This window comes from Shewanella sp. SM23 (genome assembly GCF_025654295.1).
GTDB classification, from domain to species: Bacteria; Pseudomonadota; Gammaproteobacteria; order Enterobacterales; family Shewanellaceae; genus Shewanella; species Shewanella oncorhynchi.
In genome coordinates, this window is the sequence record NZ_JAKKRM010000025.1 from 30,330 (window position 1) to 56,522 (window position 26,193).

Sequence of the window (26,193 nt, forward strand, 5' to 3'; positions counted from 1 at the left end):
TGACGGCCTTGTTGGTGAAATATGGTGGAGGCGCTGCGTTTCAAATCAGAAACTCAAGGCTAGAATAGCTAAAATGCAAAAAGCCGCTAATTGCTTAGCAGCTTTTTTGACGAAATCTGGCGGAGGAACTGAGCTTAGAATGAGGAACCTAGGGTTCAAATTATATAAACAAAAAAGCCATCATTGCTGATGGCTTTTCCGTAAAATATGGCGGAGGAGCAGGGATTTGAACCCTGGGTGGGCTATAAACCCACGCCGGTTTTCAAGACCGGTGCATTAAACCACTCTGCCACCCCTCCGAACGAGGCGCATAATATAAGTAAGTCTGTTGACTGTAAAGCACTAACTCTCAATTATGCGCCAATTGTTGCTATTACACTCAATCCGCTGGATTTTGCTTCACATCGGACATTATGCCTACCCGTGCGGGATCTGGCTTAGTGAAATGTTTGGCAAAGTCGCCCCACTCTTGTTGACTCTTAAGTATATAGCCGGCCACCACTAAGATAGCGCAACATAGGATACCCCAACCAATCGCCACTTCACCTAGGCTTGCCCACATAGCAACTAAGCTAGATGCCCCAAAGGCAATGCTGATCTGTAAGAAGTTCTGTAATCCTGCGGCCTTAGCGGCATTCTGACTAAACTGCTGTAGCGCGCTGTTAACTACTATTGGATAAATTGCACCATTGGCCGCCGCTAAAATAGAGAACGAAATCAGCAGTGGGAAAATCGTGCTCGCGGGATAAATCAGCGTGAACATGATGATTGAAATAACACAGGCTGCGAAAATCGACAACAAGATATTGAGTGTTTGATGCCCGCCAATGCGTTTTATCAGTAACTTACTCGCATAACCACCGACAATAAACATGATGGTTTGCGGGATAAAACTTAACCCAATTTCAGTCGCTTGATAACCGTGCATTTCCATCACAATCGGCCACACAGTTAGGTAGGCAAAGAAAGCACCGGAACAGGCACCGAAGATCACGACGTTGCCTAAATAGCGGGTGTTTTTCAAAATTTGCCCATAAGATACAGCGACATGTTCACTGTGTTTATGTTGACTCTTGCCTGGAACAAAGTACAAGGTCATCAATACCAGCAGAAAAGCGATAACACACAAGGAGATAAAGATTGCACGCCAGCCTAATTGGTTCAGAATATAAGCGCCAAGGATCGGTGCTAATGCAGGCGATAATGCGACCAATGGCATAATGTTGCTGAAAATACCTTGGGCTTTATCGGCATCATATTGCTCAACCACAATCGCTTGCCAAATAACCCCTGCACTACAGGCGCCAATCGCTTGGAAGAAGCGCGCGGTATTGAGCATTAATATAGAATCACTGTTGGCAATAAACACGCTAGCAATGGCAAATAAAACAAGGCCAAAGATCAATGCCCAACGTTTGCCGATTTTATTGACTAAGGGGCCATAAAGTAGCTGACCTAAGGCAAGACCCGCAAGGAAACAGGTCAGTGACATCGCCACCTGTGATGGTGTGCTGTTAAATGAGCCTTCAATTGCTTTGAAAGCAGGCAAATACATGTCAGTGGCAATAAAGCCAAGCATGCTCAACATGGCTAAATAGAATAGAAACATAAAGAACTTTATGTTTACAAAGGTGTTACTAGACGTTTTCATAAAATAATCGGGTCAGATTGACTAAAGTGTGCAGTCTAAAGACTTGTTAAATTTATTGGAAACGTTTATTTTTGACTTGTGCTATCAATTATTTTCATTGGAATGGACGTCAGTTATGCTCTCAGAACAAGCGCTAGAACTCATTGATATTGTGGCTCGTGTAGGTAGTTTCACCGCGGCGGCGAATCGGCTACATAAAGTGCCCTCTGCCGTGAGCTACGCGGTCAAGCAAATAGAAGAAGAACTCGGCGTCATTCTTTTTGAACGGCATCATCGCAGCGTAACATTAACACCAGCGGGTGAACATTTTGTGAAGCAAGCCAGAACCTTGCTCACGCAGATGGACGAGATGAAACGTGGCACTCAGCGCGTGGCAAATGGTTGGCAACCCACCTTGTCCATAGCCCTTGATAATATCGTCCGTGCCGACAGGATCAGCGTATTAATTGCTGACTTTTATCGACACTTCCATGATATTGAATTAATTATTCGCATTGAGGTCTTTAACGGGGTTTGGGAAGCGCTCGCCACGGGTCGCAGTGATATTGCTATTGGTGCGACAACCGCAATTCCAGTCGGTGGTGTTTACCAATATAAAGACATGGGGGATATTGAGTGGGCGTTTCTTGTTAGTAAAAATCATCCCTTGGCCAGTATTGACCGCCCATTAAGTGACGATGAGCTGCGCCCTTTTCCCTCGATTTGTTTAGAAGATACCTCTCGGGAAATTCCAAAACGTATGACTTGGTTGCTAGAGAATCAACGCAGGTTAGTCGTACCTGATTGGATCCGTGCCATTAACTGTTTCCGCGAAGGTTTAGGCGTCGGTTATATGCCAGTGCATTTAGCGAGCGTGTTTATTAAGGCGGGTGCGCTTGTTGAAAAACAACTGGAAAATCCAAAGCAGACAAGCCCTTGTTGCTTGGCCTGGAATGCTGACAAGATGTCGCCTGCTCTCGCTTGGGTGCTGGAATATCTTGGCGATACTGAAAAATTGCACAAAGAATGGCTGGCTTAAGCTTGGTTTAAACTCAATATGCTGATTTAGTCATTGAAATCAGCATTGAATGTGATTGTGTATCGTCTGCTTATGTACAGACTAAATCTTTACCTTCATAGTGGATGAAGACGCAGATACAAGAATCTTATTTTTTATGCTTTGCAGTTAAAGTTGAAATAAATAATTGAGTAAAATTTTGAAGATTAACAATTTGTTATTCATGGTTCTATGACTTTCACCCGTATCTCATGTACGGTATCATTGCACCAGTTAAGTTCATTTTAGGATTTTACGGGAACTTAGTGTGCTGTAAAAAATCAAAATGATCAGTTTGGAAATGTGTCAACGGAGATCAACATGACCCAAGAAACCTTATATTCGACGAGTGCGTCAACACTGGAAGTGAACAAACTTCTTAAAAACACTTATATGCTGTTATCGATGACATTGGCCTTCTCTGCACTGTGTGCGGGTTTGGCAATGGCATTAAATATCAGTCCATTAGTCTCCATTGGTTTATCGATTGGTGGCCTAGTACTGTTGTTTGTCACTTTACGTAAAGCCGAGTCTGCAGCGGGTATCTTCTGGGTGTTTGCCTTTACGGGTATGGAAGGTGCTTCACTGGGCTACATGCTCAATCACTACGCGGGTATGGCAAACGGTCCACAGCTGATCATGCAAGCACTGGGGTTAACGTCAGTGATTTTCGTTGCGTTATCAGCCTATGCCGTGACCACTAAGAAAGATTTCTCTTTCCTACGTGGATTCTTGTTCGCCGGCTTGATTGTGGTGATCGCCGCCGCTGTGATTAATATTTTTATGGGTAACAGTGTTGCCTTTATGGCAATTAACGCAGGCTTGGCGTTACTGATGACAGGTTTTATCCTGTTTGATACTAGCCGTATCGTCAATGGCGGCGAAACTAACTACATTCGCGCGACTATCTCATTATACCTAGACTTCTTAAACCTCTTCATCGCGCTGTTGCACCTGATGGGCATAGGCAACGATGACTAATCCTAGTTAGCGATTTTTAGCTTAACTTGCGTTAGAATGGCCCTACTTTTAGGGCCATTTTTATTTTAAATGAGCAAATTTATTATCCAAGTGAACGGGCCCGCTTATGGCACGTCGGCGAGTGTTAACGCCTTACGCTTCTCCCAAGCTGCACTTTTAGCTGGGCATCAGATTATCTGTGTGTTTTTTTATCAAGATGGCGTGTATAACTCCACAGATTTAAGCTTACCCGCCTCCGATGAAAACGATGTGATCAGTGACTGGAAACAGCTGGCGCAATCCCATCAGGTCCCGTTAGTCAATTGCGTGTCTGCAGCGCTACGTCGCGGCATTGTGAGTCAGCAAGATGCCCGCGAGAATGGCCTTAGCTACTGGAATGTGGGCGAGTCATTTATCATGGGCGGTTTAGGTGAGCTAATCACAGGTATTGAATCGGCCGATCGTTTGATCAGTTTTTAACTCTCAGGGCTACTATGAAAAAATTGTGTATTCTATTTCGCTGCTCGCCACATGGTACTGTTCGTGGCCGCGAAGGTTTAGATCTTGCCCTGCTTAGCGCTAGCTTCGAACAAGAAGTGAGTTTAGTGTTTGTGGATGAAGGTGTGTTGCATTTGATTAAAGATCAACAGCCTGAGCTTATCGGTGCTAAAGATTACATCTCCACCTTTAAAGCACTGCCGCTGTATGATATTGGATCTGTATTTGTCTGTAAGCAATCCTTAGCCGATTACGGCTTAAGCCATGGCTTACTGTCGATCCCAGTGACAGTCGTCAACGATGAAGCCATCGCAGCCCATTTAAACCAAGTGGATGAGGTCTTAGTATTCTAATGATTTTACATCATATTCAAACATCTCCCAGTCGAGATAGCGCGCTGAAACTTTGTTTACGTTACGCCTGTAAGGAAGATGCGATTTTATTATCGAGCGATGGCGTTAACGCGTTACTGCTGCGCCAGTGGGCAATGGCATTATCGCCCTTCAAGTTGATGGTCTTAAAAGACGATGTTGTCGCACGTGGCCTATCCGAACGTTTAAAGAACGTCATGCTTATCGATTACAATGAGTTTGTGGCTCAATCATTACTCCATGACAAGGTGATAACGTGGTAAATCCATTGCAATTTAATGGCGCAGAAATCGCCCGTGACCATCAAGGTTATTTAAAAAATCTTAACGATTGGCAACCCGATATAGCCCTGTTGTTAGCGGCAGAAGAGCAAATTGTACTTACGCCAGCCCATTGGGAAGTGATTAACTTTGTTCGAGATTTCTATCTCGAATATAAAACGAGCCCTGCTATCCGTGTATTAGTTAAAGCCATTGGCCAAGCCTTAGGACCAGACAAAGGCAATTCAAAATACTTATATACCCTATTCCCGATTGGACCTGCGAAACAAGCAACGAAAATCGCGGGCCTGCCCAAACCAGCTAAGTGTATTTAATGGCATAGGGTTAAGTCGTCACGTAAACATGACACAAACAAAAAGGCATGTTCCCTTGGGAAACATGCCTTTCTTTTTACTTGAACAAAGTTGATAGGGTTATTTGACGTTTTCTAACACAACCCAGATGGCTTTGCCTACGGTGGCAAGCATTACAGCAAAAAATACTGCAATCACAGCGGTATAGGAAAGCCAACGGAGATAGCGCTGGCCTTTATCCATAGTATTATTTTGTGTTCCATTAGCCTATTTGAGTCAAACCGCCCATGTAAGGACGCAGAACTTCAGGGACTGTGATACTGCCATCAGCATTTTGATAGTTTTCTAAAATAGCCACTAAAGTACGACCTACAGCTAAACCTGAGCCGTTTAACGTATGCAATAGCGCAGGCTTATTATCTGCTTTCACACGGTAACGCGCTTGCATACGACGGGCTTGGAAATCCTTCATGTTTGAGCAAGAAGAAATCTCACGATAGGTATTTTGTGCTGGTAACCAGACTTCGATATCGTAGGTTTTGCTTGAGCCAAAGCCCATATCGCCAGTACATAAAATCACAGTTCGATACGGTAAACCTAAACGCTGCAGCACGGTTTCAGCATGACCAGTCAGCGCTTCAAGTGCCGCCATTGAATCTTCAGGCTTAACAATTTGCACCATTTCAACTTTATCGAATTGGTGCTGACGGATCAGACCACGGGTATCTTTGCCGTATGAGCCCGCTTCGCTGCGGAAACATGCAGTATGCGCAGTTAACTTTATTGGCAGCTCGTCTTCATCAACAATGCTATCGCGAACTAAGTTCGTTAATGGCACTTCTGCGGTTGGGATAAGGCTCAAGCCTTGGCCTTCTTCAGTCGCAGGTTTAGTGTGGAATAAGTCTTCACCAAACTTAGGTAGCTGGCCTGTGCCGAGTAAGCTTGCCTCGTTAACCAGTAATGGCACATAGGCTTCGGTATAACCGTGCTCTGTGGTATGTAAGTCCAACATGAACTGACCAATGGCGCGATTTAAGCGGGCGACTTGGCCTTTCATTACGATGAAACGTGAGCCAGTAATTTTAACGGCATTTTTAAAATCTAAGCCGTTTAAGCCTTCACCTAAATCGATATGATCTTTAATCGGGAAATCAAAAGTGCGTGGCGTCCCCCAACGTCTCACTTCAACGTTCTCTGTTTCATCGGCACCCATTGGTACTGATTCATCAGGCAGGTTAGGCATAGACATGGCAATGGCATTGACTTCTTCAAGTACAGCGGCCAGTTCAATCTTTTTGGCATCCAACTGTGAACCTAAATCGCCCACTTGCGCCATGATTGCGTCAACATCTTCACCACGGGCTTTAGCTTGGCCAATGGATTTGGAGATGGCATTACGCGACGCTTGTAATTCTTCGGTAGCCACTTGCAGTGACTTACGCTTTTCTTCTAATTGAATGAGATGAGCTATGTCTAAAATAAAGCCACGGGTAGCCAGTCGCTCAGCGGTAACTTCTAATTCGTTGCGCAAAAATTTAGGATCTAACATGTGATATATTCTTAATAGTTAAATGCGAGAAAAAACCAGTTGTTGACCTAAGTACACCATGAATAAACATAGACTTAGATTCAACACCACATTCAAAATCGCCTTCAGCCAATCCCCTTCTTGCATCAGCAACAAGGTTTCATTAGAGAAAGTCGAAAACGTTGTCAAAGCACCTAATAGACCGATACCTATAAGCGCTTTGAGTTCAGGGCTGATATGACTCATTTGCCCCAGAGCGTAAATTACGCCCATAAAAAATGAACCTATAACATTAACCAACAGTGTACCAAAAGGAAAACTGCTGCCAAATACTTGGATCATGAATATTGAAATAAGATAGCGTAAAACTGCTCCAATTGACCCGCCGAAAGCCACTAATAAGATGTTAGTCATATCTTTTGTTCTCACTGGCTTGATCTAACTGGGCTAATTGCGCCAATTTATCTTTGATCCGCTTCTCAAACCCTCGCTCAGTCGGAAAATAAAACTGTGCTGTTTGCAGGGATTCGGGGAAATAATTTTCACCACTGGCATAGGCATTGGCTTCATCGTGGGCATATCGATACCCAGCTCCCATGCCGATGTCTTTCATTAACTGAGTCGGTGCATTGCGTAAATGGTGCGGCACTTCGACTTGCCCTGTTTCGCGAGCTAACGCACGCGCCGCCTTAAATGCGGTATACACAGCGTTGCTCTTAGGCGCACTGGCAAGATAAACAATGGCTTGTGCTATTGCTCTCTCACCTTCGGCGGGGCCAACACGGTGAAAACAATCCCAGGCATTTAGTGCGATTGTCATCGCCGCAGGATCGGCATTGCCCACATCTTCAGAGGCAATCGCCAGTAAGCGCCTTGCCACGTAAAGCGGATCGCCACCGCCTTCTAATATTCGACAAAACCAATACAACGCGGCATCAGGTGCTGATCCGCGAATGGATTTATGTACAGCCGAGATTAAATCGTAAAACTGATCACCGTTCTTATCAAAACCAGCAACTTGGTGCCCCGCCACTTGAATTAACATTTCAGTGGTAAAGGTGCCACCGTCGATGAGCATATCACTCATCAACTCAATAAGATTTAACGCTTTACGGGCATCACCATCACAAAGTTGTGCCAATGTGGTGAGCACATCGGTTGGCATTACAAATTGTCGTAGGCCTAAACCGCGCTCGTTATCGTTTAAGGCTTGAGTCACTATATGGGCGATTTCATCATGGCTTAAGCGCTTGATAAGATAGACCCTTGCCCGCGAGAGTAAGGCATTATTGATTTCAAAAGACGGATTTTCTGTGGTCGCGCCGATAAAGATCACTGTGCCATCTTCAATAAATGGCAGAAAGGCATCCTGCTGACTCTTATTAAATCGGTGGACTTCATCGACAAACAATAGAGTACGTTGGCCACGGGATTCTGCAACGGCTTTTGCTTGCTCAATCGCGGCGCGAATGTCCTTAACGCCAGAGGTGACCGCGGAAATGCGCTCAACGTGAGCATTTGAATAATGTGCGATTAATTCAGCTAAGGTTGTTTTACCTGTGCCCGGCGGTCCCCACAACATCATGGAATGGGCGCGCCCAGCTTCCAATGCTTTGCGTAGTGGTTGGCCCTCACCCAGTAAATGGGCTTGACCTATGTACTCGCCAATCGTTCTTGGCCGCATGCGTGCGGCCAAGGGACGAAAATCGGGTGCAAAATTAAACGATAAACTGCTCACGCGATAGCCTAATGCGCTGCTTTACGACGTTGATCATCAACATCGACGCTGTCTGGGATCACAAAGGTGAACAAGGCTTTGTCTTTATTTGTGATGGCTTGCTGATTGCTTAAATCAAACAGGCTTAAATTACCTTTATCATCGGCAACATTAAAGTTGACTAACTGGGTATTTTTGAAACACACATTGACGGACAATATGCCCGAATCAATCGCCTTAGGTTTGATCTCATAGCAATCTTGTTTCTTGGACACTGAATACTGTGACCAAGTCGCATCGTCGCGGTGGACGAGCAATGCGATGGGAGATGCATTGATTGCTTCAGCAAAATCCATGATGACCACCTCCTCGGCGAAAGGATTGTAGATCCACAAATCTTTACCATCAGCGACAATCTGCGATTCATCGGGCTGGGTTAAATGCCAATAAAATTGATTCGGATACGCTAAGGCAAAAATGCCAGACCCCGTTTGAATAACCTTTTTATTGACATCTGTTACGGTTTGTTTGAAATCGGCTTTTAGTGAAGCGGTACCAATCAATTTTTCCCTGAGCTGCTGCGCATCATCGGCAAACACAGCCGCGCTAAATAGCAAAGGTGAAGCTAACAACACAGCGCATAATCGTTTTTTCATTTTATTCCTTACCCTGTAAACCCTTGGGTGTATCAAAGCTACGCCTTAGCGCGGCTTAATAATGTTTTGGTGCTGGCGGCGCTAAGACTTCACGGTTACCGTTGTGGCCTTGAGCAGAAACAATACCTTGTGCTTCCATCTGTTCAATAATGCGGGCTGCACGGTTATAACCAATCTTAAATTTACGCTGTACGCTTGAAATCGAGCCGCGACGAGTTTCAGTCACAAAGGCGACTGCTTCATCGTATAACGGATCATATTCTTCGTCTGATTCAGCGGTTTCACCAGGCAATAATACTTGTTCACCATCACTGGCACCGTTGAGGATTTCTTCGATATATTGCGGTTTGCCACGGGCGCACCAGTCGGCAACGACACGGTGAACTTCATGATCATCAACGAACGCACCATGAACACGATTCGGTACCGCGGTACCCGGTGGCAAAAATAACATGTCACCCATACCAAGCAAGGTTTCGGCACCCTGTTGATCTAAAATGGTGCGCGAATCGATACGAGATGACACTTGGAACGCCATACGTGTGGGAATGTTGGCCTTAATCAAACCTGTGATCACATCCACTGACGGTCTTTGGGTTGCCAAGATCAAATGTATCCCTGCAGCACGCGCTTTTTGGGCAATACGGGCAATCAACTCTTCAACTTTTTTACCAACAATCATCATCATGTCAGCAAATTCATCGACCACGACAACAATCGATGGCAGCTTATCTAACGCAGGCGCTTCAGGCTCCATGCTGTCGGATGACTTCCACATAGGATCTAAAATCACTTCGCCATTGGCTTTCGCTTCGGCAATTTTAGCGTTATAGCCCTTGATGTTACGCACGCCCATCATAGACATCAGCTTGTAGCGACGTTCCATCTCGCCGACACACCAACGCAGCGCATTGGCAGCTTCTTTCATGTCGGTCACGACTTCACATAGCAAATGCGGAATACCTTCATAGACAGACAATTCCAACATTTTGGGGTCGATCATGATAAAGCGTACATCTTCTGGGCCAGACTTATACAGTAAGCTGGTGATCATCACGTTTACACCCACAGACTTACCAGAGCCTGTAGTACCGGCTACCAATAAATGTGGCATTTTACCAAGATCAACAACAACGGGGTCACCAGCAATATCTTGGCCTAACACCATAGTTAAGTTGGATTTACTCTCAGTAAAGGCGGCACAATCTAACACATCGCGCATAAACACGGTTTCGCGGAATTTATTGGGCAATTCGAGTCCGACATAAGCCTTACCCGGAATAACTTCAACCACGCGCACACTTTCAGCCAGTAATGAACGAGCTAAATCCTTTGATAGATTAGAGATTTTTGACGCTTTAACGCCCGGCGCTAATTCTAATTCAAAGCGTGTGATCACAGGACCTGGATACACACCCACTACATTGGCGATGATGTTGAAATCGGCCAGTTTAAGCTCAACAAGGCGGGCGACTTGATCCAATTCCTCTGGGCTGATCGGATTCTTCTTACGGTCAGGTATGTCGAGCAAGTTAATACTCGGCAGAGGATCCATCGGTTTTTTCGGTGCGGGTTTATCTTCTTGTCCTGGCAATACCACAATGCCATCGACAATTTTAGCTTTTTGATCTTGCTTATTACGCTGCGCTTGATTCACTGCACCTGTTGACACTTTAGTATCAAAATCAATGACGTCATCATCGCTAAAACCTAGACTTTCATCATCATCCTCATCTTCTGTAAATGCTTGACTGCTAAACACTGGCTCATTGTCATCATGATCGAATGAATGCGAATTAAAATCGGCACTGTCTTGCTCATTGGCATTTGAATGTTGAGGCTCAGCTAACCAAGGTGGCGCTTCAAAATTGCCATGGGCGGCCAAATCATCATTATCGATTTGTGGCTCAACCCGTTGTGCACTCTTACTTTTACTGCCATTCAAGCTCAGAATTTTTGCAAGCGCCGATAGTTTGTTTTTTGGCGACGAATTATTCTCAGTTTCAGTAATAATACCTTCTGGTTCAATGACCATATCATCAGTGGCAGCATATAGCGTTGGGGTTATCTCAGCTCTACGACCAATATGACGCTCACGCACCTTAGGCTTTTCAACTATGGGGGGCTTTTCTAGCACATATTGGGATTCACGGCGCTGTTTAAACTTATCCACCACGGACATAAAACCACGGGTATCCTCGGTTTCATGCTCACGCTTCATCGCTTGCGGCAATAATTTTAACTTTTTATAAATCCAAATAGAGACTAAGCCGATTTTCTCGACCACAGTCAGCCAGCTAATCCCAGTCAACAGCGTAAAGCCTGAGCCCAAGAAACACAGCAGTAATAAGGTAGTGCCGAGTTTATTAAAATACGGCAACATGGCTTGGCCTATGACATCACCCGCCACTCCGCCTGCCGAAAACTCGTAGATGTTGTTGGCATTCATACTCGCCAAAGCAGAAAATCCTAGAATGATCAGTAAAAATCCAATCAATCTCAGGGCCACAGAAAAGTAATCAATTTCAAGTAAATGATGGGCACGTTTGAACAATAACCAACCTGTCGATGCGACAATGATTGGCATGATATAAGCCGTAACGCCGAAGAAATATAACAGAATATCGGCAATCCAAGCCCCTACTGCCCCGGTCCAGTTTTTAATATCGCCTTGAAAATGCGACTGACTCCAACCAGGATCAGACGGACTAAAACTCGTCAATGCGAGCAAAATATAAGTGGCGAGAACACAACAAATGATGAGTCCGCCTTCCAGCAGACGTTGCAGGCCAGTGAGCGTGCGTACACTATTTCCTTGAGACAAACGACGTAATCCATAAAAGTGAAAACAGGTGGGCTAACGATACCAGAATCCCACTAAATGTGGAGCACATTAGCCTGTTTTTCTATACAGAATTGGTCATGATTGGCAAAATTTAGTCTATTGAGGTGTTTTAGTGTGCTTTTAGGGAGGAATGAGTTATTACACAAACACTTCCGTTAACAAATTTGTTTAAAAATGCCACAAAAAGAAGCCCCTAAGTTAGCAAACTTAAGGGCAATACAAGGCTAATAGCAATAAGCGTTAAATGAGATGGATATATCGACGTTACTGATAAATAAGGGGCCTAAGCCCCTTATTGTAAAACCAAACAATCAGGGTAATTTAGATATCTGAGAGTAGATGATTTATCGCTACACGACTGGTGTGCTTAACTTCTTCCATCACAACATAAGTACGCGTGTCGGAAACAGAAGGTAATTTCAATAAAGTTTCACCTAACAAGCGACGATAAGCCGACATATCTGAAACACGAGTTTTCAGTAAGTAGTCAAAATCGCCTGAAACCAGATGACATTCTTGAATATCATCTAGTAGTTGCACTGCACGGTTAAACTTATCAAACACTTCGGGAGTATCACGGCTTAATGTGATTTCCACGAATACCAGTAGGGATGCACCCAAGAAATGAGGATTCACCAATGCGGTATAGCCATTGATGTAACCTTGCTTTTCGAGACGTTTTACTCTTTCTAAACACGGAGTTGGACTTAGTCCGACTCTTTTTGACAATTCCACATTTGAAATGCGGCCATCAAGTTGTAGTTCATTAAGAATGTTGCGATCGATGCGATCCAAGTCTTTTACAGGACTCTTTTTATTATATGCCATTTATTTAACCTTGCTTTATCACTAAAACAACATTTTATTCTACGTATGCCGAAAGTTCAGCAGCATAAACTGCGTCGCCGATACTATACTAGATATCCCTGAATTAATCACGTTCAGGTCACGATAAAATAACAATTATGCCCATTAAAAGTGGGATTTCAGGCAATTGAGGCTCAAAGATGATTATTGGTGTTCCCAAGGAAATTAAAAACCACGAATATCGTGTCGGTATGGTTCCTTCTAGTGTTCGCGAGTTGGCGATCAAAGGTCACGACGTTTTTGTTGAAACAAATGCAGGCATAGGTATTGGTTTTTCAGATCAAGATTATATTGATGCTGGCGCCACAATTTTAGCGACTGCTGCTGAAGTTTTTGCTAAAGCGCAGATGATTGTAAAAGTAAAAGAGCCTCAAGCAGTTGAACGCGCTATGTTGCGTCACGATCAGATTTTATTTACTTATCTGCATCTTGCTCCAGATTTACCGCAAACTGAAGATTTAATCAAAAGTGGTGCCGTATGTATCGCTTACGAAACTGTGACAGACGATCGTGGTGGCCTGCCTTTGCTTGCTCCTATGTCTGAAGTCGCTGGTCGTATGTCAATCCAAGCTGGCGCTATGGCATTAGAGAAATCTTCTGGTGGCCGCGGTATGTTGCTGGGCGGCGTACCGGGGGTTGAGCCTGCTAAAGTCGTCATTATTGGCGGCGGTATGGTTGGTACTAATGCAGCACAAGTAGCAGTTGGCATGGGTGCTGATGTTGTTGTGCTTGATCGCAGTATTGATGCTCTACGTCGTTTAAATGTGCAATTCGGTTCTGCTGTAAAAGCCATTTACTCAACTGCGGATGCAATTGAACGTCATGTTATTGAGGCCGATCTTGTGATCGGTGGTGTACTAATTCCTGGTGCTGCGGCGCCAAAATTAGTTACTCGTAGCATGATTTCACGTATGAAACCTGGCAGCGCTATCGTTGACGTGGCGATCGATCAAGGCGGTTGTGTTGAAACTTCACATGCCACTACTCACCAAGATCCTACCTATATCGTTGATGATGTTGTGCATTACTGTGTTGCAAATATGCCTGGTGCGGTCGCTCGTACTTCAACATTTGCGCTTAATAATGCAACCTTACCGTACATTCTCAAGTTAGCAAATTTAGGCTATAAAGAAGCGCTGTTGCAAGACAAGCATTTTCTTAATGGCTTAAACGTCATGCACGGTAAAGTGGTGTGTAAGGAAGTGGCTCACGCCCTAAACTTAGCGTTCACATCTCCTGCGACACTATTAGTATAAGTTTTTAATTAACTTAACTTTTTATGTGGATTTAAGCTGGCTTTACTTAGTATGTAATTCAAATCGGTCTCGATACTATTGAGGCCGATTTTTTATTGGGTAGAAATAGGCTCCACTACGATCGCACCATCATATTTATACAAGCTCATCCCGTGCTTCATTTCGTGGTTCACACTTAAGCTATTTATTCACAGTAAAGTAAAACTGACACTCTCCATACTAAAACGGATGGACTCGATTAGTGCAATCTAAAAGAATCGCCCTCCAACACTTTACCCCCACAGGTAAATTCCCTACAATCCTTGCAATTTGCTAAAGGCACGGAGATAAAAATGAGCCAGGTCAGACATTGTAACTTATTGATTTTGGGTTCAGGCCCAGCAGGATATACCGCAGCCGTTTATGCTGCGCGTGCGAATTTAAAACCTGTGATGATCACAGGTATGCAGCAAGGCGGTCAATTAACCACGACGACTGAAGTTGAAAACTGGCCAGGTGACGCGGACGACTTAACGGGTCCAGCCTTGATGGAACGTATGCAGAAGCATGCTGAAAAGTTCGATACTGAAATCTTGTTCGATCACATTAACGAAGTCACCTTAACCGAGCGCCCTTTCCGCTTGAAAGGCGACAATGGCGAGTACACCTGTGATGCACTGATCATCGCAACTGGCGCTTCTGCCCGTTACTTAGGATTAGAGTCAGAAGAAGCATTCAAGGGCCGCGGCGTATCAGCCTGTGCGACCTGTGATGGTTTCTTCTATCGCAATCAAAAAGTCGCTGTGATAGGTGGCGGTAACACTGCCGTTGAAGAAGCATTGTACTTAAGCAATATTGCCGCTGAAGTTCATCTGATCCACCGTCGTGACACCTTCCGCTCAGAAAAAATTCTGATCGACCGTCTGATGGACAAAGTTGCCAATGGCAACATCATCCTTCACTTAGATCAAACCATGGATGAAGTAGTTGGTGATGCTATGGGTGTGAACGGCCTGAAGATGAAGAGCACTAAAGATGGCTCGATCACTGACTTAGCCGTTGCTGGTGTGTTCGTCGCCATTGGTCACAGTCCTAATACCGGTATTTTTGAAGGCCAGTTGGAAATGAACCACGGTTATTTAAAAGTACAGAGCGGTTTGCAAGGTAACGCCACGCAAACCAGTATCGAAGGTGTTTATGCTTGTGGTGATGTGATGGACCAACATTATCGTCAAGCGATTACTTCTGCGGGCACAGGCTGTATGGCCGCACTCGATGCAGAGCGTTATTTAGACGCTAAAAAGTAACTAGACTCGATTTTTCAACGAATAGCAGGCTTAGCCTGCTATTTTTTTAGGTCAAAATTGTTAAGCAATAGCAAAAATTTTTGCGGGCTGTGCCAATCGACATTGTTCACGCACATGTCTTTCCTTCACCGATTCTTAATCTTGTACCAGTTAAATGAGCGCTTATAAGTGTTTAGGTTGGGTTAAGCCTAAAATGGCGCACAAAAAAAGGGACCAAATGGTCCCTTTTCTACAGCAACAAACTAATTTCTTAGTTTAACGCTTCTTTTGCTTTTTCAACTAAAGTTGCAAATACAACTTTATCGAATACAGCGATGTCAGCCAAAATCTTACGATCGATTTCGATAGACGCCTTTTTCAGACCGTTGATGAAACGGCTGTAAGACAGACCATTTTGACGAGCGGCAGCATTAATACGTGCAATCCAAAGTTGACGGAATTGACGTTTTTTCTGACGACGGTCACGGTAAGCATATTGACCAGCTTTAGTTACTGCTTGAACAGCAACACGGTAAGTACGGCTACGAGCGCCATAATAACCTTTAGCTAGTTTTAAAACTTTCTTGTGACGAGCACGAGCGGTTACACCACGCTTAACTCTTGGCATTTTCTAATCTCCTAAATTAAGCGTAAGGTAATTGACGCGCGATTGCTGGAACGTCAGCTTTTGATACTAAACATTTGGCACGTAAGTGACGTTTACGTTTAGTGCTTTTTTTCGTCAAAATGTGACGTAAGTGTGCTTGCTTGCGCTTGAAACCATTAGCGGTTTTCTTAAAACGCTTCGCTACACCCTTGTCTGTTTTCATTTTAGGCATTTCTAAAACTCCGCATTGGGATGTTTAATAAAAAGCAAGGCGAGCAAAGGCCATAGACCTTTGCTACTTTAAGTTTTGCCCTACTTATTTCTTTTTAGGTGCTAGCACCATAATTGCTTGTCGGCCTTCCATTTTCGGGAAAGATTCAACAACCGCATACTCGTCCAAATCAGCCTTGATACGGTTCAATAGATCCATACCCAGGTTTTGGTGTGCCATTTCGCGACCTCGGAAACGAAGCGTAATTTTCGCTTTGTCCCCGTCTTCCAGAAAACGTATCAGGTTGCGTAGTTTTACCTGATAGTCGTTTTCGTCAGTTCCAGGACGGAATTTAATTTCCTTGACCTGAACCTGCTTTTGCTTCTTCTTTTGTTCCTTGGCTGACTTAGCCTTATCAAAAAGGAACTTACCGTAGTCCATAATGCGACATACTGGAGGTTCAGCATTTGGGCTGATTTCAACTAGGTCTACACCTGCTTCATCTGCCAAATTCTGAGCATCTCTGATGCTTACCACACCAATAGCTTCACCATCAATGCCTGTTAAGCGTACTTCTGGTACACCTGTGATTTCTTCATTGATTCTATTAGGGGCCGGCTGACGCCCTGCTGTTTTTTTGATCTTTATGACCTATTCCTCCAACAATTTGAGACTACGGAGCGAAATCTGTTGATGGATTTTAGTGGCGAAATCTTCAAGTCGCATCTTACCTAAATCGATACCATCACGGGTACGCACCGCTACTTCCTTATTTTCCATTTCTTGATCGCCAACGACCAACAAATAAGGGACACGCCTTAAGGTGTGCTCGCGTATTTTAAAGCCTATTTTCTCATTCCTCAAGTCAAAAGACGCTCGAATACCTTGTTCTTTGAAGAATTTCACGACTTCTTCAACATAATCAGCCTGTTTATCGGTGATATTCATCACGACAACTTGCATTGGGGCTAACCAAGTTGGGAAACGTCCTGCATATTCTTCTATCAAGATACCCAAGAATCGTTCCAAAGAGCCTAAAATAGCACGATGGATCATCACTGGGGTCTGACGGCTGTTATCTTCGGCAACGTAAGTTGCACCAAGACGGCTTGGCAACGCATAATCGAGCTGCACAGTACCACATTGCCACGCTCGGTCCAAACAATCGTGTAAAGTAAATTCGATTTTTGGTCCGTAGAACGCACCTTCGCCAGGCAAAATAGTGAATTCAATATTATTGGCACGCAGAGCTTGCTTAAGTGCTTCTTCCGCTCTGTCCCACATCGCATCGTCACCGATACGTTTCTCTGGGCGAGTAGACAGTTTTACTACGATATTTTCAAAGCCGAAGGTGGCGTAAGTATCGTAAACCATCTGGATACAGGCACTCACTTCTTCTTGAACTTGGCTGTCAGTACAAAAAATATGGGCGTCGTCTTGCGTAAAGCCACGCACACGCATTAATCCGTGTAACGAGCCTGAAGGTTCATTACGGTGACAGCAACCAAATTCCGCCATACGTAATGGCAGATCGCGGTAAGATTTCAACCCTTGGTTGAAGATCTGCACGTGGCCTGGGCAGTTCATTGGTTTGATGGCGTATTCGCGGTTTTCGCTGCTGGTCGTGAACATGGCTTCTGAGTATTTATCCCAGTGACCAGAACGTTCCCACAACACGCGGTCCATCATTAATGGGCCTTTTACTTCTTGATAAGTGTATTGGTTTAGCTTACGGCGAATGAATCTTTCTAATTCGAGGAAGATGCTCCAACCGTCGTTATGCCAAAACACCATACCCGGTGCTTCTTCTTGCATGTGATACAAGTCGAGCTGCTTACCGATTTTACGGTGGTCACGCTTAGCCGCTTCTTCAAGACGGGTTAAGTGTGTGCTCAGGGCTTTTTTATCTGCCCAAGCAGTACCATAGATACGTTGCAACATCTTGTTTTCTGAGTTGCCACGCCAGTAAGCGCCGGCAATGCTCATTAATTTAAAATGCTGGCAGAAACGCATGTTAGGTACGTGCGGTCCACGACACATGTCAGTGTATTCTTCGTGATGATACAGCGCAGGCGTCGCGTCTTTGCTGATGTTCTCATCCAGAATGGCAATCTTATAATCTTCACCGCGCGCAGCGAATGTATCACGGGCTTCTTGCCAACTAACGACACGTTTTACTACGTCATAGTTGGTTTTTGCCAGTTGAAGCATGCGCTTTTCTAATGCGTCGATGTCATCTTGAGTCAACTTGTGCTCAAGGTCGATATCATAGTAGAAGCCATTATCGATAACAGGACCAATCGCCATCTTGGTTTCTGGCCACATTTGCTTAATCGCGTGACCTAATAAATGCGCGCAAGAATGGCGAAGAATTTCAACACCTTCTTCGTCTTTGGCGGTAATGATTGATAGCTCAGCATCGGTTTCAATGAGATCGCAAGCATCTTTTAATTCGCCATTAACGCGGCCAGCGATACAAGCTTTCGCTAAACCAGGGCCAATATCGGCGGCAACATCGAGGGTCGATACAGCATGAGCAAACTCGCGTTTGCTACCATCGGGAAGTGTAATTACAGGCATGAAATGTCCTTTCCAGTGGTGACCCACACGTAGGGCCACTTGGTTTTAGTTAATGTAAGAGAAATGCTCGCTAGGTTAAGACAGTACAGGAGTCTTAGCCGCCTTGCGTAGCAGGGTGTTTATTCTAAGGGATTGTAGCTAAAAGGCGCAAGCATATTGACCAGAATTGGGATTGGAAACAAAAAGCAAATTCATGATTTTGCAGTGTCTTGGTAACTTCTTGGTCATCTAACTCCCCTATTCTAGCGCCAGTTTATTGGGCATCACTGAAAACATGACAAGGGAGTTGATATGTTGAACTGCATTCTACTGGCTGTGGCGCTCACGCACACTGCAACCGCTTTACCTGAGCCTCAGGTGAAAAGCACAAGCAAATCTTTGATTGATACTCAAGAGTTACTCGTTGATATTAAAAGTGAACTTGAGCAACAAATGCAGCTTTTAACGCTGGATATTACCCAAAATGCCCGCGATGGCGTGTTACATAGCAGTGAAATGGAGGGGTTAGTGACGGTAAAGGACTAGTTTTTAGAAGAGATAATGATCCAACAAGAAAATATTTAACCAGAAGGTCTATCATGCTGCGTTTTGAGACCGACTTCATCTAAGTCAGTGCACTGCACTCTGCTGTATACTCAAATAGGAAGCACATAAAGCGCACTCAGGTTTCGAATATCGACAAAGCGCAGACAATATAAGCGTACGAAGTGTGAGATGCGTTGATTGAGCAGAGCGATTCGCTCTATTGGCGATAAGGAGTTGCACCATGAGAGTCATGAACAAAGTTATTGCTTGTCCCCACTGCGGGCACCATCAAGATATCAGTATCGATGCCAGCTGTGGAGACCAAGATTATTACGATGACTGCCGAATTTGTTGTAATCCGATTCACTTACGCTTACACATCGATGAATCGAGACGGACGGTTGAGCTGTATATCGATTCAGACGACGAGCAAATCTATTAAACGAGATTGCACTACCCGCTGCGATGTCACGAAACTAACGTGCTTGTTCGTTAAAACGCCTGGCCAGCACGCGCTCGACTGTGTCGACGATAACTTGCGTTTGGCTGTCGATCTCGATATTGAGTTCATCCCCCACTTTGCACTGGCTTAAATTGGTCAGTTTTAGGGTTTCAGGAATTAAGTGCAACTTAAAACCGGAGTCACTCACCTCGCCAACCGTTAAACTACAGCCATTAACGCCAACAAAACCTTTATAAAAAATGTAATCCATCCATTTAGGCTCAATGCCCAGTGTCAGATCATAATGCTGTTCTGTATGGCTAATATCGATGACTTTGGCTTTAGTATGGATATGGCCAGAGAGAATGTGGCCACCAATTTCACTACCAAAAGTTAACGAACGCTCAACATTGACGCTTTGACCTATAGACAAATTAGCCAGATTCGTCAGTCGCAAGGTCTCTTCCACTACGTCGAAAAATATCCTATCATCAACGACCTGAGTCACAGTAAGACATACCCCGTTATTTGCCACACTTGCACCAATCGCAAGTCCCTCATGCAAATCAGGTTCGAACGCTACCTCAAGGGTATTTAGGCCATCTTTCTTATGTATTGCAACCACCTCGCAGGTGGCTTGAACTATACCTGTAAACATTTTCTGCTCGCTTAATCGTTAAAGGCTGTATTTATGAATCATTCAGGCTATCAAGCCAAACGTTTAATCCAATTGGCGCTGCCGGTGCTAATAGCTCAGGTCACTCAGACCATGATGGGCTTTATTGATACCGTTATGGCGGGCCGTGTTAGCGCGGTTGATATGGCCGCTGTTGCAGTCGGCACTAGCCTTTGGTTACCCGCTATTCTGTTCGTCCAAGGTTTACTGATGGCTTTTACGCCTTTATTTGCCCACTACAATGGAGCGAATAATCAAAAAGCCATCCAACCTTTGGCCTTTCAAGGTGCCTATCTTGCCATCATTGGCGGCATTGGCGTGATGGTTTTCCTCGCATCTGCGCCCTTTGTGCTTAGCCATATGGATTTAGAACCCGAATTATACCGCTTAACCATAGGATATCTCGACGGTATTTTATGGGGCGCACCCGCATTTGTGCTTTATCAAGTGCTACGTGGCTGCAGTGAAGGTATATCCTATACCTTACCGACCATGGTCATTGGTTTTGTCGGTCTAGCCGTAAATATCCCCGCTAACTATATTTTTATTTATGGACACTTTGGCGTACCGGCCATGGGCGGCGCAGGCTGTGGTATCGCCACTGCTCTCGTATTCTGGGCCATGCTAGTTGCCATGACCATTTACATGCAGTTACATAAAAAATTCGCGGCTTTAGCTCCCTTCAGTAAATTTCATCGTCCAGACTTTGAAACGATGAAGAAAATGACCAAACTCGGCATGCCGATAGCAATGGCGCTGTTTTTTGAAGTGAGTTTATTTGCCATCATAGCGCTGTTACTCGCGCCACTTGGCGCAACAGTGGTCGCAAGTCACCAGATTGCGCTCAACTTTTCTGCCATCGTATTTATGCTGCCGTTATCGATAGGTATCGCGGTATCGATTCGGATTGGTTATTACTTAGGCCGTGATCGCGCCGATATTTCCGCGGTGGTCACTAAAGTGGGCTTATGGCTGGCACTATCCCTTGCTCTAACGACAGCGGTCTTGACCGTATTATTTAGATTCCAAATTGCGAAACTTTATAATGGTGATCCTGAAGTGGTTGCCTTAGCCGGCAGCTTGATGTTGATGGCAGCCCTGTATCAATTATCTGATTCAGTTCAAGTGGTCGCAGCGGGTGCTCTTCGCGGTTATAAAGATACACGCAGCGCCTTTTATATCACGCTGTTTTCCTACTGGGGGATTGGTATGTCAATCGGTTATACCTTAGCTTATACGGACCATATCGTTCCCGCGATGGGCGCCCATGGATTCTGGGCAGGATTGATTGCGGGCTTGACCTCAGCAGCGCTGTTATTTTTCATTCGTCTGCGTTACATCCAAAAGCATGGCGTGCATTTGAGCCTTATTGAAGGTGACAGTGTTCACCATTGATTGCATTAATGGCGAGCGACAGTGCTCGCCTTTTGGTTTATCAGTTTGATTTCGATGCATTCTCTGAAGTAAAGCGAATAAGAAATTGCGGTTTTATCGGCGGCGTTGTTGAAACACTGGGCAAGTTGCACAGCAATTCACCATTTGACGACAAATTTGTTTTTTTTGCTTGCCAGCCCTGCGCTATGCCCCTAATATAGCGCTCGTTCCAAGGCGCAACGCTTTTGAATAGCTTGTTAAATTTTGCGATGCACCCGTAGCTCAGTTGGTTAGAGCACTACCTTGACATGGTAGGGGTCGGTGGTTCGAGTCCACTCGGGTGTACCACTCTCTTCACAGAGTATAAAAAGTGAAATTCAAACAGTGCACCCGTAGCTCAGTTGGTTAGAGCACTACCTTGACATGGTAGGGGTCGGTGGTTCGAGTCCACTCGGGTGTACCATTTCTTATTATGTATTTCATTAATCCCGCTCTGCTTATCAAGCTAAATACAATTAATCTACCTTTGTTTTTTTATTTAAAATTCATTCCCAAATATCTCAAAGTTCAAAATCCAAAGTAATATCCAGTGCTAAATCAAATATTCGCAGTGGTATTTCTGCGCCCTCTCCAATCCTTTTAAACGAGCTGCCTAAAAATTTTTGACTAAGTACGGCATCGAACAGACACTCGACGGTTAAGGTCGCAGAATAATGCATTCAAAGTCTGTTCGTTGAAAATAGCGTTCAGACAATCATCTGCAATTATCATCACCGCTCAATAGTGAGCGATCCTATCTGCATTTAGCGAGGAAATCCCAATGTCGAATGAAGGTTATCATGAACCCATTACTGAACTCACCGATAAAACCAAGGACATGCACCGTGCACTTACATCACTGATGGAAGAGCTTGAAGCAATAGACTGGTATAACCAAAGAGTTGATGCGTGCAAAAATAATGAGTTGAGAGAGATACTTATACATAATCGAGACGAAGAAAAAGAACATGCTGCAATGCTACAAGAATGGATAAGGAGACAAGATCCGAGCTTTGATAAACAGCTAAAACATTACCTTTTTACAGATACGCCTGTTGCTCACACACCTATTGTTCACAAATAAGTATTCAATCTGGCTGTTTGAGCAAGCCATTTTCGTGAGCAAACGCCTTTAGCCACTAAGTTGCCGTTCTTATAATACAAACCTCTGCATGTGTTATTGCACCATTTAGCTCATTTCATACAGTCTTGCAGAATACTAGCGTGCAAACAGTCTTGCAGAATACTAGCGTGCAAACTGTATTACTACGGACACTGTATTCTACGGACTTAGTGACTTTCATTTTTAGCGTGAAGGACTTCACCTAATGCTACCTTAACGAGATATCTCGCTAGGCGTACAGAACCTTTCAATCTCAGTATAGCGAGCACTGCCGTACAAGAAAAACGAGCGATGTCAGCCATTTTTAAACGACTAAAAACATCACTCACTATTTTTAGCTACCTACGGCAATTAGAAATGATGACTCAATATTGAAGTCATACATCACTTAGGCTTTATCGCTCAAATTTTACCGAGTAGAAGGAATATAACGAGGATCAATACTACCAAACCTAATCCACCGCTCGGGCCGTACCCCCAGCTCTTACTGTGTGGCCAAGTCGGAGCCACACCGATCAGCATCAGAATCAAAACCACCAATAATATTGTTCCTATACTCATGAGAGTCTCCTAGACATTATGGATATAACTCGAACCAGAAATCTTAATCAATATGACTTGAGCACTACAGACTAAGATCCTTTTAAATACCCACATAAAGCTGCCAAACTTTATGCTTAAGGTGCTTACTTAATTGTAAAAGCCTCTGACATCAACTGTGTTTTTCGGCATCCTTAGCAGCTTCTTTTACATTACCAATTGCTTTTTGAGTTTTACCTTTTATCTGTTTCTGAACCCCTTTCATCTGCTGTTTCGGGTTGCCAACGATCTCACCAATTTTTTGCTGCACTTTGCCTGCTGCGTCTTTTATTGAACCTTCTATCTGGTCTTTGTTCATGGTCAATTTCCTTTTGTTGTTGATATAACATCTAAATAATAATGATCGCTAACAATCAGCTATGAGTCATTGTTCATTTTTAGTAAATAGCGTTTAGTAAACATCTAAATATTTTTAGTAAAAATCTTAGTTGGTAAAATATCAGTAAAGCGACATAGAAATTAGGCTAAAATTAATTCCGCGGTGTTTTCATAAAATTGTGTGACTGGCTCCACATCAATCATACCGTGTCAACTTAGGTATTAATGCTACAATATGACATTGGTTTAAATAGGAAAATATTTTGTGGCGATCATTTTATTTACTGAAATCTAGTATTAACCATGACTGAATTCCATTATTTAATTACCTAGTGATTTTCCAACTAAACGACATCCTAATGATGAGCCACAACATCAAGATAAATAACATAAAATATCTTATTAAGATAAAATTTACCCATTAAAGGCATATCAATCTAAACTCTGTATCCAATTTATAATTTATCTAAAAGTGTGTCTGTGCGATAGCGTACACATTATAAATATTTTAATACATAATTTAACTTAAAACATCATCTGATACCTAATATAGCTACATTTGCGTATGTCATAGATGCCATTAAAAATATGAATATGAGTATTCAGTGGCTAAACTAAGAAGGAACTAAGAGGTATAACTCTAAAAACGTTAAAATGGTCTAGAGGTGTTCATAGCATCTTGTAGAACTTAGAGAACCACAGTTGGTAGTCTAAGGTTTTTAGCACCAACTAGCCTCGACTGCTGATTTTTACAATAATGCTTCTATATTCGCAAGAAGAACACGATAACCTACGTTACCATAAAATATTTGTCTACCTTCGTCGATAATATAACTTGGACTGCCTTGTAGATTTTGTTGTGCTGACTTTTGATTTAACTCCTCAATACGTTGTTGTGCAACCCAAGCCCACACACAAAGAATATCAGAATAGTAATCAATGTTCAGGGGTTGATTCATGTTAATCCTTAATAATGTGGCAGTTTAAGTCATACACTCTAGTTTCAAGGCTAATCAATAATTATTGTGATGGCAGATCTACTTGTTACCCACATGAAGTCAAGATTTCAATATCTGAACTACAGAATAAATACCGAAGCTACACCGAGCAATAGGTACAAGGATGTGATTTTTAGCAGACATACTAGAAGTCATCGATTTGTTTCATATTACGTGCCAGTAATCGCTTTTCAGCTTCTTCAAGGGACAGTATATTGCTAAGAAATTCTGTTACGGAAGGTGCAGAACTGCAGTTTTGTAGATATTCAAACAGCCCTACAATATTTTTATGATACTCAAGTGTGGCCATCGCTATTTCATCGGTATCCATCCTCTTAAACGGATGTTCACCTATGGTGTTAAAAGGAATAGCGGTTTTTTCATAATAATGCCGACAATAAGTGTTAAGTGCATTGCTATTGCCATTATCTTCGAACTGTCTGATAACCAGAGCCATTTTTTGCTCGTGGGCTGAAATATACTCCAACAGTAATCCGCTTCTTTCGCTATCATTTGTAAGTGCGCAATGTGCCGCAAATGCATGCAGCTGTTGGTGTATATTTCTAGTCCATTGCATAACATCATAAAGCGTTTCTATTTGCATATTATTCTCCTCAAAACGGGAGTCCTTGGTCTTTACTGTGAAAAATGAATCACTTTTCTATGCATTGATGAAAATAAACTTACTAAACAAGCCTATATTTACTATGACATTATGTCTCATTAAAAGTGCAGTTTTGAAATGATTATTGACTAAATAGTCAAACACTTATGTCTATTATTAATGATATGAATTGTTAACAACTTGTCATCAACATAAAATACTTTATAAGTCCAACAACGGCTTAATTTATGTAACATCTGGTCTTTAGCTTAAAAAGCTGGCGATAAGCCATAACCTTGTAATGAGGCTAATGACATGAGTATACCTATATTTTTCTATTGACTCTGTTCGTTGCCGCACTGATTGTTGACAATACAATGCGCACAAGAAAGAAGGAAAACTACCAATATAATATGTGCCATTCCATAACTAGATTGAAGGGCATCATCTTCCCGCTTTCAGTTAATAACAGTATTAGATTTTGGAACGAACCATAGGTGAGCTAGCCCAATTTTTACCGATGTCAGTACTGAGTCGTTAATACGCACTAAACGAGCCATCAAAATATTGGGAATAACAATAATAGAAGATATAAAAGGAGTCGCCGATAACTCGGCTACTCCTTTTATTGTCATCCCAAAACCACCGCCTCTGGCGGTGGTGATTGTTCCTTGAGGCTATAGCCTGAATTATGCCCATGCTAAAAGAGACTTCTTATTCACCACAAGTAAGAGGAAACGAAAAGCATGGGCGATTATAGAAGTTCATCACATGTTTATTGGCGTTGCAAATATCATATTGTTTGGACTCCGAAGTACCGTTTTAAAATGTTAAAAGGAAACCTTGGTAAGGAGTTATACAGGTCAATTTAT

The 26,193-nt window shown here is 43.4% G+C and carries 30 protein-coding genes and 3 tRNA genes; 15 read left to right on the forward strand and 18 right to left on the reverse strand.

From position 1 onward, the window contains the following. Nucleotides 1–208: 208 nt before the first annotated feature. Nucleotides 209–299, reverse strand: a tRNA-Ser gene (locus tag L5L98_RS20515). 80 nt (nt 300–379) lie between these two features. Continuing rightward, entirely contained in the window at nt 380–1,651 is a 1,272-nt protein-coding gene (gene punC, locus L5L98_RS20520; RefSeq protein ID WP_263143185.1) for a purine nucleoside transporter PunC, read from the reverse strand. A gap of 115 nt (nt 1,652–1,766) precedes the next feature. On the opposite strand from punC, the gene punR reads away from it, so the two are divergent. The 6 genes from punR to L5L98_RS20550 all read left to right on the forward strand — a co-directional run bounded on the left by punR (nt 1,767) and on the right by L5L98_RS20550 (nt 5,111). After that, complete coding sequence (gene punR, locus L5L98_RS20525) at nt 1,767–2,669, forward strand: DNA-binding transcriptional activator PunR (protein WP_028759950.1); 903 nt, start codon at nt 1,767–1,769, stop codon at nt 2,667–2,669. A gap of 339 nt (nt 2,670–3,008) precedes the next feature. Beyond that, nucleotides 3,009–3,668 carry a Bax inhibitor-1/YccA family protein gene (locus tag L5L98_RS20530; protein ID WP_028759949.1) on the forward strand — a complete coding sequence of 220 codons (660 nt, stop codon included), beginning with the start codon at nt 3,009–3,011 and terminating at the stop codon, nt 3,666–3,668. Between the two features lie 69 nt (nt 3,669–3,737). Further along, nucleotides 3,738–4,127: a sulfurtransferase complex subunit TusD gene (gene tusD, locus L5L98_RS20535; protein WP_263143187.1), complete on the forward strand. Its 390-nt coding sequence runs from the start codon at nt 3,738–3,740 to the stop codon at nt 4,125–4,127. Between the two features lie 14 nt (nt 4,128–4,141). Next, nucleotides 4,142–4,498: a sulfurtransferase complex subunit TusC gene (gene tusC / locus L5L98_RS20540; RefSeq protein WP_028759947.1), complete on the forward strand. Its 357-nt coding sequence runs from the start codon at nt 4,142–4,144 to the stop codon at nt 4,496–4,498. Next, complete coding sequence (gene tusB, locus L5L98_RS20545) at nt 4,498–4,779, forward strand: sulfurtransferase complex subunit TusB (protein WP_105252497.1); 282 nt, start codon at nt 4,498–4,500, stop codon at nt 4,777–4,779. Before tusC ends, tusB begins: the two co-directional genes overlap by 1 nt. Further along, nucleotides 4,773–5,111, forward strand: a complete 339-nt coding sequence (locus L5L98_RS20550; protein ID WP_263143190.1) for a TusE/DsrC/DsvC family sulfur relay protein — start codon at nt 4,773–4,775, stop codon at nt 5,109–5,111. The genes tusB and L5L98_RS20550 overlap by 7 nt, the downstream gene beginning before the upstream one ends. 99 nt (nt 5,112–5,210) lie before the next feature. On the opposite strand, the gene L5L98_RS20555 is transcribed toward L5L98_RS20550, so the two are convergent. The 7 genes from L5L98_RS20555 to lrp form a co-directional block, all read right to left on the reverse strand. After that, a complete protein-coding gene (locus L5L98_RS20555; protein WP_028759944.1) occupies nt 5,211–5,333 on the reverse strand; it encodes a hypothetical protein in 123 nt (40 codons plus the stop codon). A 19-nt stretch (nt 5,334–5,352) separates the two neighbouring features. Then, nucleotides 5,353–6,639, reverse strand: coding sequence for a serine--tRNA ligase (serS, locus tag L5L98_RS20560; RefSeq protein ID WP_028759943.1), 1,287 nt, complete (start codon nt 6,637–6,639; stop codon nt 5,353–5,355). Nucleotides 6,640–6,657: 18 nt separating this feature from the next. Continuing rightward, the gene (crcB, locus tag L5L98_RS20565) at nt 6,658–7,032 is read right to left on the reverse strand and encodes a fluoride efflux transporter CrcB (RefSeq protein ID WP_028759942.1); all 375 of its coding nucleotides are present in this window, start codon (nt 7,030–7,032) and stop codon (nt 6,658–6,660) included. After that, the gene (locus L5L98_RS20570) at nt 7,025–8,356 is read right to left on the reverse strand and encodes a replication-associated recombination protein A (RefSeq protein ID WP_198573993.1); all 1,332 of its coding nucleotides are present in this window, start codon (nt 8,354–8,356) and stop codon (nt 7,025–7,027) included. The genes crcB and L5L98_RS20570 overlap by 8 nt, the downstream gene beginning before the upstream one ends. Before the next feature lie 8 nt (nt 8,357–8,364). Then, on the reverse strand, nt 8,365–8,991 hold the full coding sequence (gene lolA, locus L5L98_RS20575) for an outer membrane lipoprotein chaperone LolA (protein WP_131525571.1): 627 nt from the start codon (nt 8,989–8,991) through the stop codon (nt 8,365–8,367). A 55-nt stretch (nt 8,992–9,046) separates the two neighbouring features. After that, complete coding sequence (locus L5L98_RS20580) at nt 9,047–11,815, reverse strand: DNA translocase FtsK (protein WP_263143195.1); 2,769 nt, start codon at nt 11,813–11,815, stop codon at nt 9,047–9,049. Between the two features lie 342 nt (nt 11,816–12,157). After that, nucleotides 12,158–12,664 (reverse strand): leucine-responsive transcriptional regulator Lrp, encoded by a 507-nt coding sequence (gene lrp / locus L5L98_RS20585; protein ID WP_006081649.1) that lies wholly within the window; start codon nt 12,662–12,664, stop codon nt 12,158–12,160. Nucleotides 12,665–12,843: 179 nt separating this feature from the next. Here lrp and ald point away from each other — a divergent pair, with 179 nt between their 5' ends. Continuing rightward, nucleotides 12,844–13,959, forward strand: coding sequence for an alanine dehydrogenase (gene ald / locus L5L98_RS20590; protein WP_028759938.1), 1,116 nt, complete (start codon nt 12,844–12,846; stop codon nt 13,957–13,959). A 332-nt stretch (nt 13,960–14,291) separates the two neighbouring features. Then, the gene (trxB, locus tag L5L98_RS20595; RefSeq protein WP_011846834.1) at nt 14,292–15,245 is read left to right on the forward strand and encodes a thioredoxin-disulfide reductase; all 954 of its coding nucleotides are present in this window, start codon (nt 14,292–14,294) and stop codon (nt 15,243–15,245) included. 250 nt (nt 15,246–15,495) lie between these two features. On the opposite strand, the gene rplT is transcribed toward trxB, so the two are convergent. From rplT to thrS, 4 genes are all read right to left on the reverse strand, one after another. Further along, nucleotides 15,496–15,852: a 50S ribosomal protein L20 gene (rplT, locus tag L5L98_RS20600; protein ID WP_006081652.1), complete on the reverse strand. Its 357-nt coding sequence runs from the start codon at nt 15,850–15,852 to the stop codon at nt 15,496–15,498. 16 nt (nt 15,853–15,868) lie between these two features. Further along, nucleotides 15,869–16,063: a 50S ribosomal protein L35 gene (gene rpmI, locus L5L98_RS20605; protein ID WP_006081653.1), complete on the reverse strand. Its 195-nt coding sequence runs from the start codon at nt 16,061–16,063 to the stop codon at nt 15,869–15,871. Nucleotides 16,064–16,147: 84 nt separating this feature from the next. Further along, nucleotides 16,148–16,690 carry a translation initiation factor IF-3 gene (infC, locus tag L5L98_RS20610; protein ID WP_012089240.1) on the reverse strand — a complete coding sequence of 181 codons (543 nt, stop codon included), beginning with the start codon at nt 16,688–16,690 and terminating at the stop codon, nt 16,148–16,150. 3 nt (nt 16,691–16,693) lie between these two features. Further along, nucleotides 16,694–18,622 carry a threonine--tRNA ligase gene (gene thrS / locus L5L98_RS20615; protein WP_028759936.1) on the reverse strand — a complete coding sequence of 643 codons (1,929 nt, stop codon included), beginning with the start codon at nt 18,620–18,622 and terminating at the stop codon, nt 16,694–16,696. A gap of 291 nt (nt 18,623–18,913) precedes the next feature. On the opposite strand from thrS, the gene L5L98_RS20620 reads away from it, so the two are divergent. Both L5L98_RS20620 and L5L98_RS20625 read left to right on the forward strand, forming a co-directional pair. Next, nucleotides 18,914–19,147 (forward strand): hypothetical protein, encoded by a 234-nt coding sequence (locus L5L98_RS20620; protein ID WP_263143210.1) that lies wholly within the window; start codon nt 18,914–18,916, stop codon nt 19,145–19,147. Nucleotides 19,148–19,388: 241 nt separating this feature from the next. Further along, nucleotides 19,389–19,589: a CPXCG motif-containing cysteine-rich protein gene (locus L5L98_RS20625; protein ID WP_028759934.1), complete on the forward strand. Its 201-nt coding sequence runs from the start codon at nt 19,389–19,391 to the stop codon at nt 19,587–19,589. Between the two features lie 34 nt (nt 19,590–19,623). Here L5L98_RS20625 and L5L98_RS20630 read toward each other — a convergent pair whose 3' ends face one another. Next, nucleotides 19,624–20,247, reverse strand: coding sequence for a riboflavin synthase subunit alpha (locus L5L98_RS20630; protein ID WP_263143214.1), 624 nt, complete (start codon nt 20,245–20,247; stop codon nt 19,624–19,626). Between the two features lie 33 nt (nt 20,248–20,280). On the opposite strand from L5L98_RS20630, the gene L5L98_RS20635 reads away from it, so the two are divergent. The 4 genes from L5L98_RS20635 (at nt 20,281) to L5L98_RS20650 (ending at nt 22,762) form a co-directional block, all read left to right on the forward strand. Next, nucleotides 20,281–21,660 carry an MATE family efflux transporter gene (locus L5L98_RS20635; protein ID WP_263143217.1) on the forward strand — a complete coding sequence of 460 codons (1,380 nt, stop codon included), beginning with the start codon at nt 20,281–20,283 and terminating at the stop codon, nt 21,658–21,660. 250 nt (nt 21,661–21,910) lie between these two features. Beyond that, nucleotides 21,911–21,987 (forward strand) — tRNA-Val (locus L5L98_RS20640). Nucleotides 21,988–22,025: 38 nt separating this feature from the next. Then, nucleotides 22,026–22,102 (forward strand) — tRNA-Val (locus tag L5L98_RS20645). Nucleotides 22,103–22,459: 357 nt separating this feature from the next. Beyond that, complete coding sequence (locus L5L98_RS20650) at nt 22,460–22,762, forward strand: encapsulin-associated ferritin-like protein (RefSeq protein WP_028759930.1); 303 nt, start codon at nt 22,460–22,462, stop codon at nt 22,760–22,762. A 441-nt stretch (nt 22,763–23,203) separates the two neighbouring features. Here L5L98_RS20650 and L5L98_RS20655 read toward each other — a convergent pair whose 3' ends face one another. The 4 genes from L5L98_RS20655 to L5L98_RS20670 form a co-directional block, all read right to left on the reverse strand. After that, entirely contained in the window at nt 23,204–23,356 is a 153-nt protein-coding gene (locus L5L98_RS20655) for a DUF3309 family protein (protein WP_311981184.1), read from the reverse strand. Nucleotides 23,357–23,513: 157 nt separating this feature from the next. Beyond that, the gene (locus tag L5L98_RS20660; protein ID WP_028759929.1) at nt 23,514–23,699 is read right to left on the reverse strand and encodes a CsbD family protein; all 186 of its coding nucleotides are present in this window, start codon (nt 23,697–23,699) and stop codon (nt 23,514–23,516) included. Between the two features lie 769 nt (nt 23,700–24,468). After that, nucleotides 24,469–24,678, reverse strand: coding sequence for a hypothetical protein (locus L5L98_RS20665; protein ID WP_263143221.1), 210 nt, complete (start codon nt 24,676–24,678; stop codon nt 24,469–24,471). Between the two features lie 184 nt (nt 24,679–24,862). Further along, a complete protein-coding gene (locus tag L5L98_RS20670; RefSeq protein ID WP_113940432.1) occupies nt 24,863–25,321 on the reverse strand; it encodes a hypothetical protein in 459 nt (152 codons plus the stop codon). A gap of 746 nt (nt 25,322–26,067) precedes the next feature. Here L5L98_RS20670 and L5L98_RS20675 point away from each other — a divergent pair. After that, on the forward strand, nt 26,068–26,193 hold a 126-nt coding region (locus L5L98_RS20675; RefSeq protein ID WP_263142520.1), incomplete at its 3' end, for a transposase.

Coding starts and splice junctions, on each gene's coding strand:
- L5L98_RS20630 (WP_263143214.1), bottom strand. CDS start 20,247: ATGTTTACAGGTATAGTTCAAGCCACCTGCGAGGTGGTTGCAATACAT.
- punR (WP_028759950.1), top strand. CDS start 1,767: ATGCTCTCAGAACAAGCGCTAGAACTCATTGATATTGTGGCTCGTGTA.
- lrp (WP_006081649.1), bottom strand. CDS start 12,664: ATGGCATATAATAAAAAGAGTCCTGTAAAAGACTTGGATCGCATCGAT.
- thrS (WP_028759936.1), bottom strand. CDS start 18,622: ATGCCTGTAATTACACTTCCCGATGGTAGCAAACGCGAGTTTGCTCAT.
- L5L98_RS20660 (WP_028759929.1), bottom strand. CDS start 23,699: ATGAACAAAGACCAGATAGAAGGTTCAATAAAAGACGCAGCAGGCAAA.
- L5L98_RS20665 (WP_263143221.1), bottom strand. CDS start 24,678: ATGAATCAACCCCTGAACATTGATTACTATTCTGATATTCTTTGTGTG.
- rplT (WP_006081652.1), bottom strand. CDS start 15,852: ATGCCAAGAGTTAAGCGTGGTGTAACCGCTCGTGCTCGTCACAAGAAA.
- lolA (WP_131525571.1), bottom strand. CDS start 8,991: ATGAAAAAACGATTATGCGCTGTGTTGTTAGCTTCACCTTTGCTATTT.
- tusD (WP_263143187.1), top strand. CDS start 3,738: ATGAGCAAATTTATTATCCAAGTGAACGGGCCCGCTTATGGCACGTCG.
- L5L98_RS20555 (WP_028759944.1), bottom strand. CDS start 5,333: ATGGATAAAGGCCAGCGCTATCTCCGTTGGCTTTCCTATACCGCTGTG.
- tusC (WP_028759947.1), top strand. CDS start 4,142: ATGAAAAAATTGTGTATTCTATTTCGCTGCTCGCCACATGGTACTGTT.
- punC (WP_263143185.1), bottom strand. CDS start 1,651: ATGAAAACGTCTAGTAACACCTTTGTAAACATAAAGTTCTTTATGTTT.
- ald (WP_028759938.1), top strand. CDS start 12,844: ATGATTATTGGTGTTCCCAAGGAAATTAAAAACCACGAATATCGTGTC.
- tusB (WP_105252497.1), top strand. CDS start 4,498: ATGATTTTACATCATATTCAAACATCTCCCAGTCGAGATAGCGCGCTG.
- serS (WP_028759943.1), bottom strand. CDS start 6,639: ATGTTAGATCCTAAATTTTTGCGCAACGAATTAGAAGTTACCGCTGAG.
- L5L98_RS20670 (WP_113940432.1), bottom strand. CDS start 25,321: ATGCAAATAGAAACGCTTTATGATGTTATGCAATGGACTAGAAATATA.
- trxB (WP_011846834.1), top strand. CDS start 14,292: ATGAGCCAGGTCAGACATTGTAACTTATTGATTTTGGGTTCAGGCCCA.
- L5L98_RS20625 (WP_028759934.1), top strand. CDS start 19,389: ATGAGAGTCATGAACAAAGTTATTGCTTGTCCCCACTGCGGGCACCAT.
- rpmI (WP_006081653.1), bottom strand. CDS start 16,063: ATGCCTAAAATGAAAACAGACAAGGGTGTAGCGAAGCGTTTTAAGAAA.
- crcB (WP_028759942.1), bottom strand. CDS start 7,032: ATGACTAACATCTTATTAGTGGCTTTCGGCGGGTCAATTGGAGCAGTT.
- L5L98_RS20650 (WP_028759930.1), top strand. CDS start 22,460: ATGTCGAATGAAGGTTATCATGAACCCATTACTGAACTCACCGATAAA.
- L5L98_RS20620 (WP_263143210.1), top strand. CDS start 18,914: ATGTTGAACTGCATTCTACTGGCTGTGGCGCTCACGCACACTGCAACC.
- L5L98_RS20635 (WP_263143217.1), top strand. CDS start 20,281: ATGAATCATTCAGGCTATCAAGCCAAACGTTTAATCCAATTGGCGCTG.
- L5L98_RS20530 (WP_028759949.1), top strand. CDS start 3,009: ATGACCCAAGAAACCTTATATTCGACGAGTGCGTCAACACTGGAAGTG.